10 protein-coding genes are annotated in these 10,617 nt (G+C 64.1%); all 10 read left to right on the top strand.

Going from position 1 to position 10,617, the window contains the following annotated elements:
* The coding region (locus ACIQU6_RS03420; protein ID WP_403479929.1) for a hypothetical protein at positions 1-376 on the top strand (376 nt) is incomplete at its 5' end.
* A 70-nt stretch (positions 377-446) separates the two neighbouring features.
* Complete coding sequence (locus ACIQU6_RS03415; protein WP_403479928.1) at positions 447-1,388, top strand: peptidoglycan-binding protein; 942 nt, start codon at positions 447-449, stop codon at positions 1,386-1,388.
* A 47-nt stretch (positions 1,389-1,435) separates the two neighbouring features.
* Positions 1,436-1,645 carry a hypothetical protein gene (locus ACIQU6_RS03410; protein WP_403479927.1) on the top strand — a complete coding sequence of 70 codons (210 nt, stop codon included), beginning with the start codon at positions 1,436-1,438 and terminating at the stop codon, positions 1,643-1,645.
* 57 nt (positions 1,646-1,702) lie between these two features.
* On the top strand, positions 1,703-2,266 hold the full coding sequence (locus ACIQU6_RS03405; RefSeq protein WP_403479926.1) for a hypothetical protein: 564 nt from the start codon (positions 1,703-1,705) through the stop codon (positions 2,264-2,266).
* 178 nt (positions 2,267-2,444) lie between these two features.
* Positions 2,445-3,935 carry a hypothetical protein gene (locus tag ACIQU6_RS03400; RefSeq protein ID WP_403479925.1) on the top strand — a complete coding sequence of 497 codons (1,491 nt, stop codon included), beginning with the start codon at positions 2,445-2,447 and terminating at the stop codon, positions 3,933-3,935.
* Between the two features lie 92 nt (positions 3,936-4,027).
* Positions 4,028-4,264 (top strand): hypothetical protein, encoded by a 237-nt coding sequence (locus ACIQU6_RS03395; RefSeq protein WP_403479924.1) that lies wholly within the window; start codon positions 4,028-4,030, stop codon positions 4,262-4,264.
* 144 nt (positions 4,265-4,408) lie between these two features.
* Positions 4,409-5,248: a hypothetical protein gene (locus tag ACIQU6_RS03390; RefSeq protein WP_403479923.1), complete on the top strand. Its 840-nt coding sequence runs from the start codon at positions 4,409-4,411 to the stop codon at positions 5,246-5,248.
* A gap of 133 nt (positions 5,249-5,381) precedes the next feature.
* A complete protein-coding gene (locus ACIQU6_RS03385; protein ID WP_403479922.1) occupies positions 5,382-6,098 on the top strand; it encodes a hypothetical protein in 717 nt (238 codons plus the stop codon).
* Positions 6,099-7,538: 1,440 nt separating this feature from the next.
* Positions 7,539-8,513, top strand: a complete 975-nt coding sequence (locus ACIQU6_RS03380; RefSeq protein ID WP_403479921.1) for a toprim domain-containing protein — start codon at positions 7,539-7,541, stop codon at positions 8,511-8,513.
* Between the two features lie 106 nt (positions 8,514-8,619).
* Entirely contained in the window at positions 8,620-10,473 is a 1,854-nt protein-coding gene (locus tag ACIQU6_RS03375; RefSeq protein ID WP_403479920.1) for a DNA polymerase, read from the top strand.
* Positions 10,474-10,617 lie beyond the last annotated feature (144 nt).

Below are 10,617 nucleotides of genomic sequence, written 5' to 3'. Positions count from 1 at the left end.
CCGACCTCGTGCTCGTCCGCGCGACGGCCTGCTGAATCACCCACCAGCCGAACTCCCAGGCCAACACGCCCCAACATCAATCGCGGGGCAGCCCGTAAGCGCTAGAAAAGAGGTGGTAGCTATAAGCGGCGAACAGCGTGACCAGGACCCGCTAGGGGTCCACATCGGCGCGCGAGAGATCTACGACGAGGTTGTCGGACTCCGCGAGGACGTACGGACCATGGGACAGCAGGGCGAGGCCGTACGACAGGAACTCGCCGACCACGAAACCCGGATACGTGATCTAGAGCGATGGAAGTACGCGTTGCCCATCGCGGCAGTGTCCGGGGTGGTAGCGGCAGGGGTGACCGTCGCCACCGCAACCGGCAAGGGGTAGCGGCAACCGCCGCGCTCAAGCACTAGCACCGCATCACGTGATGCGGTGCCCTACAACCCAAGGAGAATCGATGGCCTGGTACCCCGGCGCCAAGCGAATGGAGCTACAGCCGGAGAGCGACGCACAGCCGGCGATCCGCCCAACTCAGCTCATCTACCACAGCATTGCCGCCCCGTGGACCCCGCGGCGCACATACGAATACTGGCGAGACAGCACCAACCTTGAGAGCCACTTTGGCGTCGGGTTTGACGGGAGTATTGGCCAGTACATCGGTACGCAGACCCGCGCCGACTCCAACATGCATGCCAACCGTCGAGGCGACGGCACCGGCGCCGTAAGCGTCGAGACGGCGAGCAATCTCAATCACACCGACCCGTGGACCCCGGCCCAGGTAGCCGCGCTGATCCGGATTGGTGTCTGGATGCACCAGCACCACGGAGTACCGCTGCGCATCTGCCGTTCGCACAGCGACCCGGGGTTCGGTACCCATCGAATGTTCGCGCAGTGGTCGGACGGCGGGACCGCCTGCCCCGGTGACGTGAGGGCGGCGCAGTTCCGAAACGAGGTCTACCCGGGCATCGTTGCGGCGGCTGGCGGTAAGCCCATTCCGAAGCCGTCCGGTGGGGCCGTCACCATTGATGGCAAGGCATACGGCCTGGGGGCATCTGGCGATCACATCACTCGCATGGGTCGGGCGCTCGTTCGGGCGGGCTGTGGCCGGTACAAGGAGGGCCCAGGCCCCAACTGGACGTCTGCTGATACCGAGTCATTCCGTGCCTGGCAGATCATGCGCGGAGATGACCCGCAGTTCTGCGATGGAATTCCCGGCCCCAAGCAGCTAGCGCGCCTTCTCGACATGTTCGGGGAAGCGCGCACGCACACTGTTGCCCGTGGCGAGACTCTGAGCGCCATTGCCCGCAAGTACGGGACCACGTGGCAGGCAATCGCCAAGACGAACGGCATCGAGGACCCGGACCGGATCACCCCGGGGCAGACACTCAAGCTCCCGTAAGCACACCACGTTTCAACATCACACACCACCAACTAGGGGGAATATCAATGGACTTCATTCGCACTCACCCGGCCCGCATTTACGCCGTGATCACGGCAGCCCTGGCCCTTGTCGCCTACTACGTGCCGGACCTGCCTGATGCGCTGATTCTCGGCCTTGCTGCCGCCGTACTGGGCATCGGTGAGTCGGTACAGCGGACCGAGGACGCCAAGACCCGCGGGGCCGGTGTCGGCAATGGCCAGGCCCGCCAGGAGTAGAGGCAACGCTCACGCTCCCGTGGTCAGGGAGAGCCCCTAGCCACGGGAGGTAGAGCCATGGGAAACCCACACATCGCGCTGATAGGCCGTGTCCGATCCGGCAAAGACAGCATTGCCGCCCGGTTGGTAAGTCACCACGCCTACACGCGAGTTGCGTTCGCAGACCCGCTCAAGGACATGTGCCTGAGCGTTGATCCGATCGTGACTTACGAGCCGGCCGGTTACGGCCCCCTGCCGATCCGGCTGAGCGCTGTTATCGAGCGCTGTGGATGGGAGCAGGCGAAAGACCGGTACCCGGAAATCCGGCAAACCCTGCAACGGGTCGGCCAGGCGGTACGGGACCAGGACGCCGGACATTGGCTCAGCCTCGCAGTGGACAAGGTGACCGTGGCCGACACGTGGAACTTGCCCGTCGTGGTCACTGACTGCCGCTATCCGAATGAGGCGGAGGCACTCAAGGCGCGCGGCTTCAAGCTGGTGAGAGTCACCCGCCCGAAGGCCAGCGACCACGCGACCGACCATGTGAGCGAGACAGCGTTGAACGGCTATCCGGCCGACGTAACCATTGCCAACGTCGGCAGTATCGCCGATCTCAACACCCATGCAGACGCCCTTGTTTGAGCCCGTACCGATGTAGCTACCACGCCCCCTATCTGCCCTTCGGTAGGTAGGGGGCTAGCTGCGTTTTCGGGCACCGCATCACGTGATGCGGTCCGCCTTGCTTGTTATTCCGAAGCCGTGCCAAGCTCGATTTCGCGAGGCGCCGCAAGGCGCGGGGGCAGAGTAAAGGGGTTGAGTCGTGAGCGACATTCAGCGTTGGATTGATGTGAACCCCGTATCGCGCGGATTCTGCGTGATCGGCAAGGGTAAGGCGTACCACATCACCCGGGGTAACGATGAGTCCCTGTGCGGGAAGCTCATGATTGCCAACGGCAGCCGGTACATCCGACCGATCGACGCGATTGACGACGGCTACACCCCTTGTGGCTCTTGCTGGAAAATCATGGAGCGCGAAAGCGCGGAACTGGAAAAGGTGGGGACTGTGACCGGAAAGCTGACGCTGAGCGAGGTTCGCGGAGACGTGCGAGTGGGGAGCGTGCGGGGTAGCTCAATTCCCCACGCCCTCAAGGACACTGGGCCCGAAGGCGAAATCGTCCCCTACTGCTCCGCCCGCACTAAGAGCCCGATTCAGTCTTGGGGACCGGCCGTTGAGCAGAAGCCGCAAATCGAGCTGTGCAAGACGTGCAGCAAGCTCGTACCGACTGGCCCGGTTGCGGTGGACGGCAAGACCGAAGAGGAGCCGGAGGAGCGCGTCATCGAGGAAGTGAAGGCGCCTGAGCCTGCCGTGGAGGAGGCGCCGAAGATGGACAAGGTGCCTGAACCCGCTGTGGAGGAGACGCCGAAGGCGGAGAAGGCCGCTGAGACCAAGCCCGGCACTGCGGTGGCGAACCGTGCCACAAAGAGCGTGGATGAGATCCCCCACATCGATGAGCTGCTGGAACTGGGCGCCCAGCGGGTCAAGGAAGCGGCTATCGAGTCGTTCGAGAAGGGCCGGGGAGTCGCTGAGGTACAGCTCAAAGTCCGTTTGAACTCCCGTGACAAGGACGGCGACCCGGACATCAATGCCCGCGCCGACGCAACGAGGAAGGGCGCAAGCCGCGTATACGAGGCCGTGTTGGAGGGGCTGCCGGAGGAGGGGGAAGACCCGGATGCCGACGTGATTCGCGAAAAAATCGGAAGCATCCAGACTGACGCACGCCGCGCTATGCAGACTCTCCAAGTTGAGTACGTGCGCAGCCTCGACATCGAGCCCGACCCAACGGCGGACGACTACGAGGAGCAGAAGGCCACCCTGGAGGAAGAGCGCGCCCGCTTCGCCAACGCGTTGGAGATGTTCCCGGAAGGCGCCACGGTCGATGGCGAGCCGGTCACGTGGTCCGCCAGGGTCTTTGACTACTACGAGAAGAAAGGCAAAGCGCTCCGCCGTTACACCCGTGCCGAGGAAGCTAGGCAGCGTCGGGCCATTGAGAAGGCCAAGAAGGCGGAACTAACGGCGGCCGTTGAAGCGGGGGAGATCAGCGAGGAAGAGGCGGACGCGACGCTGAACCCCGAGCCCTCGCCGGAGGAACTGACGGAACAGGCAGATAACCGCGCTAAGACTGCCTTTCTGAAGCTCATCGAGAAGGCCGGACAGATAGGCGACGAGAGCGCGAGAGTGCAGCGCCTCGACGAACTCTCCTCGATCCTCACCGAACTCTACGGCGAGATACGGGGAGCGAAGCGGGGCTAGGGCATGGGCCCCGACTTCCCCAACGAGGTCGGGGCCTCCTCGTTGATGGCACCGCATCACGTGATGCGGTGCCAAGGAAAGGATGGCATGACATGGCTAGGAAGTACGCCGTTGACTGGACAGATCTTGCGTACCCGCAGATTGTTCCGGCTGAGCTTGAGCCGTTCGGCACTAAGGACCCTGTAACCCTCGGTGAGGCACGCCAGGAGATTTACGATCACGCAGACGAGATCATTGCGCATTGGCGGGAGGTCAAGAAGCGGGCGCGAGAGATGACGGCCGCTGTCATCGAATCCGAGGCTGCCCGTTTCCACGAGCCGCAATGCTAATGCCGCTCTGTACGGCGCCTTAGCGGCCGCCTGTACTGCCCCCGGACCAGAACGGGCCGGGGGCTTTCGCATGCCCGGAGACGACCGCAGGAAACCGCACCGCTCCCCGCTAGGAGACAGACCACCTAGACGAAGGGGGTACGCGTGGGGCGCGTACGCACTATCCAGCGCGGCGGCAGCCGCTTCTATGTCCACCCCGAGCGGCCGGAAATCAAGGTACCCGGCGTTACCAGCATCCTCAGCATGCTGCCTAAGCCGTTCCTGATGTACTGGTCGGCAAAGCTAGCGGCTGAACTCGCCGTAGATTCCCTGCCGTTCGTACAGCAGATGGCAGAGCGCGACCGGCAGGGGGCGATTGACTATCTCAAGGGCGCGAGCCGGCGCTACACCAAGGTGCGTGCCGATGTCGGGTCGGACGCGCATGATCTCTTTGAGCGCATGATCCGCGGTGAACGCGTCGGCAGGGTTCACCCTGATCTAGAGCCGTACCGCGCGCAGTTCGCGGACTTTTTGGATGCCGTGAACCCCGAGCTGGTTCGCGCGGAAGATGTGGCGTGGTCGGATGAACACGGCTATGCCGGATCGTTTGACGCCGTACTCACGGTGTGGCTGGACGAGGACGGTAAGCCGACCCCGGACCGCACCGGTGTGCCCCATCGGCTTATGGCCGACTGGAAGACATCCAAGGCGACATACCCGGACGTAGCGCTACAGATGGCGGCATACACCCATGCGGACCGGATCATTGCGCCAGACGGGACGAGCGAACCCATGCCGACGTTTGATGGCGCCGCCGTACTCCACATCACCCCCGAACAGTGGGCGCTAAAGCCCGTACGTGTAGATGACGACGTGTTCGCCTTCTTCCTCGCTCTCCGGAAGACGTTCACATGGGATCGGCAGGTCTCCCGAGAGGTCATCGGCCGCGCCATTGCGAAGAGCGCGGGACAGCTCATCACCGGCACGCAACGACGCGCCAGGTAGCGGGCAACCCCACCGCTCTAGGCCACCCAGAAGGGGCGGACGGACGACGGAGGCCACCGCATCACGTGATGCGGTGACCGGAACCTCTCCCGTTCGCCCCTCATCAATTCCCGACTTGAGGAGACCCGCCCGCATGGCGAACCGCATGACCATTTTTGCAACTGACCCCAACGCCCGCCCGAAGGAGCGCACGACCTTCGCCGATGACACGGTCGGTCGCTTCCACTCCGGCCGTGCCGTGGACGGTATCCCGGAGGTGCTTACGGAATGGCGTATCAGCACGGGGGACAAGGTAGTTGCCGAATCCGTAGCGCAACTCTTCGGCGGCGAGCCGATCGAGACGGATAGCCCGTCTGAAAACTTCATCGACGTATTCACGGACCGCACGACGATTCTTGTAGTGCTCGACGGCGCAGACGCCATCTATGCCGACATGAAGCTGTGGAACCGCAACAAGCTGGTTCACCACTGTGACGGGTCCGTGTTCCTCTCGCCGGACGAGAAGAAGGGGCAGCCGTGCCACTGCCCGGAACTCTTCGCCGAACGGAAGGCAGCGGCGGCGGACTTCATGGGCCCGGCCCCGTCCATCACCATCACGTTCCGCCTGGCGGATGATCCGGAGTTGGGCAAGTTCAAGTTCCAGTCGGGGAGTTGGATGCTCGCAAGCGTCCTGCATGAATATGAGAACGACCTTGCCGCGATCGACGGGCCGGCCCTCGCCGAACTCACCCTAGAGCCGGTGGAGTACACCGTGAAGAAGGGCCCCAACAAGGGCCGGAACGTGAGCTATGTAAAGCCTGTCGTGAGGGTGCTTAAGGCGTTCAATGACGCTATTGCAGACGAGCGATAAGGCCAGTGACGACGCTCGATCTCCGGTCCTCGTATGACTGGCCCGGAGCGCTCAAGAGGGCAACTGACGCGACCGTACGGGCACCCCTTTGGGGGTTCTCTCCCGAGGCGCGCAAGGCAGTAATTCACGAACGCCGTCGGCGCTTCGGTATTGATGATGAGGAGGGGGACGACGTTGGCTAAGAGGGGCGTTATCACCGACTATGCGGGCGAGGAACTTTACCCGGGGGACCTGATCAACTACGCGGCCCGGCAGGGGAATCGGGTACGCGTCACTGACGCGATAGTGCACAGGGTGACCACGCGACTTGAGGGCGGGCGACTCCGCCCCATGCTCAGAGTGCAGCCCACAGGAGTCGAGTCGGGGTTTACCAAGCGCCGGACCATGCGCGCGGAGTGGATCAGCGCGGAGCATGCGCGGCTCATCATGGCGCACCACGCCAACGACTAGACACGCACGGCAGGGCCGGACGGTAACCCAGGTGGGCCGTCCGGCCCTTTCGCGTATCACCACCGCATCACGTGATGCGGTGCCATAGGGGAGATGACATGGATCAACGAATAGCCGCGGATACCGCCCCCGCGCTGGGGGACGTGCGGCAGATGAGCCGCGGGGACACGCTATGGCTCGCGCCTGGTGCTGAGCGACGGGCCGACTGGGGGCGCTACCTCGACGCGGTTTCGATAGCCATCACACGTGGTGTAGACGTGCGTTGGGGGGCACAACAGTGGTAGACGAACTCCCCCTCCCTATCGTCCTGTTGATCGGAGCGGTGATGAACGGTGAGCCCATTGCGGTAGCCCTCGTGTGCGCCCTTGCCCTGTCCCTCGGGACCCTCATTGCCCTCGCCGCAGTGGTGCTGTACGGATGGTGGCGCGACCGTGGCTAGCAGGAATAAGCGGCGGGGGACAGCGTGGGAGAGCGCTGTACGTGACTACCTAAATCAGGCGTTGGGCCTAGTGGACGAGCGAGGGCGCTTCCTCGATGCGATGGACGGCGCGAACGTCCGGCGAGCGGCGCAGGAAGGGGCGCGGGACGTTGGCGACGTTCATGCGGCTCCATTCGTCATCGAGGCGAAGGACGTACGGTCCCCATCAGTACCAACGTGGCTCCAACAAGCGGAAGTTGAGGCGCTGCACGCTGGATTCTTGTATGGCGTGGTGGTACACAAGCGGCGGTCCGTCGGCACGGGGTCGGGCCGTGTTCACGTATCCGTGCCGACGTGGACGCGGGTGCGGCGCGCCCTCGGACTGACCACCCGAGAAATGGCCACCCGGTACGGATTCACGGCGAGCGCACGGGGCCTGAATACCGGCCGTTGGTACCTGACAACGACCGTAGGTGAGTTCGCCGAGCTGCTGACGGACATACGGGCCGCGCGGTAGCCGTCGCCGGCAACTCTCGCGCTCCCAAGGGGGTAACCCAAGGGAGTTGATGCGAGTGAAGTTCGCCGAAGTGCTCGCTCGATTCGCGGACGTGAGAGAAGAGCCGGACGGATACGTTGGAGTCTGCCCCGCGCATCGGGACCGCCATCCGTCCCTTCGCATCACGCGCGACGACACACACCGCGTGTTGCTGAAATGCCGCGCCGGGTGCGACACCGGTGACGTGATCACGGCAGCGCGGCTGTCCTGGTCCGACCTATTCGACGTAGCCGGCCCCGGGGCCACCGTCTCTAGTAAGCGCCCGGAGATGGTTGGGCCCGGCCCGACTGCCGCACTAGCGATGTACGTGGACGAGACCTCATGCCGGCTACTGGACTTTCGCGACCAGGCGGCCGAGGACGCGCGTAGCTATGTCACCGGTCGGTTCGGTCTCGATCTGGAGACAGCGGCAGACCTCATGCTCGGTGTAGACGACGGCGAGAGTGCACCCAACTTCCCATACAGGTCTGATGTGTTCACGCGGTATCGGCGACTCACGGTGCCACTCCACGACTTCCAAGGAGTGGCCCGCGGATTGCAGGGGCGTGACCTCACTGGGCGGTGTCCTGGGCGTTGGATATCCCTACGCAATCCGGAGGGGCAGAGATGGGCCCCATACGGCGTTCTCCGGGGCCGGGGCGGTCACGGGGTCACCCTCGTTACCGAGGGCCCCGGAGATGGTCTTACGGCGGTTGCGGCGGGCTATGACGCGGTGCTTATCCGTGGCGCGTCCATCGCAGGGAATCCTGCCCTGCTGGAAGAGCTAGCGGCCGGCCTGCGTGGACGGCAGGTCATCGCGGCTGGCGACAACGATGCGGCGGGGCACACCTTCAACCGGCGACTTTCCAAAGGGCTGGCCGCGCATGGCCTACCCGTCCTCGCGCTGGCCCTACCCAACCCCGGGGATGACCTCACAGACTGGCGCGCCGCTGACCCCGCGGCCTTTCCGGGCGCGTTGCATCAGGCTGTTCGGTCGGCCTGGCCCTGCTAACGGGCCGGCGCAGCTCGTGACTGGCATCTCCAACTAGCCATAATTACAAAGCAATTGACCCCAGTAGCCACATAAGGCGCTGGGGTTTTTGCATGGGGGACCGTGAATGTTGACCTATGAGCACTCCATAGCCGGTGACACTGTGCGCGTACATGTCCCGGATAGCCCTGAAGAACTCGATGCCTTCACCGACTGGGTCCGGGCGGCAAGTGCCCGCGGGCCGCTCGCACTGGACACAGAAACCACCGGCCTCGATGTGTTCCGCGAGGGGTACCGACTGCGCACCATCCAGCTCGGCGACAGTCACGACGCGTGGGTAATTGGGTGGGAGCGCGGGGGGCACTTCCAGCGCGCAGCGCTCCAGGCCCTGACGATGGCCCGCCGGCTCCTCATTCACAACGCGGCATTCGACTGGCTGGTCCTGGGCGCGCATGCCGGAATCCCGCTGGAAGACCTCGCCCCGCGCACCACAGACACCCGCATCCTGGCGAGCCTCATAGACCCGCGGCAGCCGTCAGAACACGGCATCGGTACGAGGCTCAAGGCGCTATCCGCGCACTACATCGACCCCGCGGCCCCGGACACACAGAGCGGGCTTACGCGCGTCTTCAACTCCCTCGGGTACACCAAGGAAACCGGATGGACTCATATCCCGTTGGATCACCCAACGTACCTGCTGTACGCGGGACTTGATGTCATTCTCACAGCCCGTCTCGAACCCGTCCTACGGCGCGAACTCGCGCGTCTCGGCGTGCGGAACGCGCTGGTGACGTATGAGCACGAGCTGGCCCGCATCTGTGCAGTCATGCAACGGACCGGGCTCCTGGTGGATCAGGACTACACCGTGCCCCTCGCCGACCGGCTCGCCGAGGAGGCCGACAAATACCGCACCGTTGCGGCCCGGTACGGCGTGACCAAGGTGGGCAGCTCGGCGCAGGTTGCCGAGGCGCTGTTGGGCATGGGCGAACGGCTCACCGAGCGAACCAAGGGCGGTGCACTGTCCACGGACAAAACCGTGTTGCTCCCCCTCGCGGACCTTGATCGGGACTGGCAGCGCATCGGGGGCCGAGAGCCGAACCCTCTTGGAGATGCGGTGCTGCGTGCAAAGCGTGCAAAGAAGTGGGGCGAGGACTACGCCGCGGGCTTCATGACCAAGCTGGATACCGGGGGACGCATTCACCCCGTGATCTCGCCTCTCGCCGCACGCACAGGCCGGATGAGTGTCACAGATGGGCTGCACCAGCTCCCCAGCTCTGATCACGTAGTACGCCGCGCGATCCTCGCCGAGCCCGGACACGTGATGATCAGCACCGACTTTCAGGCGATCGAAATGCGGGTCCTCGCGGCCCTCGCCGACGTGAGACGCATGAAGGAGGGTTTTGTTAATGGCGGGGACGAGTTCGATATCCACATGTATACGGCGCGGCTCATCAAGGGGGATGCTGCGACTAAGCGCGACCGGAAGATTTTTAAGGGTGCAGGATTCGGAAAGGTCTACGGCGGGGGCGTCCACACGATTTCACGGCAGACGGGCGCAACCGAAACTGAAATCTCGCAGGCCGTAGCCGCGTACGACAGTGCATTCCCGGAGATCAAGCGTGCGGGGAAGCGATGGCAGCGCCAGGCATTCCAAAACAGGATGGTGTTCATCTCGGTAACCGGCCGCCGGCTACCACTGGATCGTGACAGGAGCTACGCCGTAACGAACTACGCGTGCCAGAGCGCGGCAAGAGACGTTCTAGGGCAAGCAATGATCGAAATGGAAAGGGCGGGACTGCTCGAATACATGCGGCTTCCGATTCATGACGAAATTCTCGCGTCGGCACCCCGTGAGGACGCTGCGGATGTGGCGCGAGAGTTCGAGCGGTGCATGTCCATGCGCCTCTACGGGGTGCCCATCGTTGCCGAGGCCGAGATCGGCGGACGGTCCTGGGGAAGCCTGTACGGGGCGGACTACTAGGCGCCGCGGGCTACGTGACCCCCTCGTTACCTCCCTCATCCTCAGGGAGGAGCCCCGCCCGTACGCGTCGGCGTGAGGTCTGAGTGTCGGTATCTATTCAAACTCACCGGCCCGTTATCTCGCCGTTGCAAAACGTCCTCCCCA

The organism is Streptomyces sp. NPDC090442 (assembly GCF_044769405.1).
GTDB lineage: Bacteria > Actinomycetota > Actinomycetes > Streptomycetales > Streptomycetaceae > Streptomyces.
The sequence above is the reverse complement of the archived record's forward strand: the minus strand, read 5'-3'. Positions and strand labels throughout refer to the sequence as shown.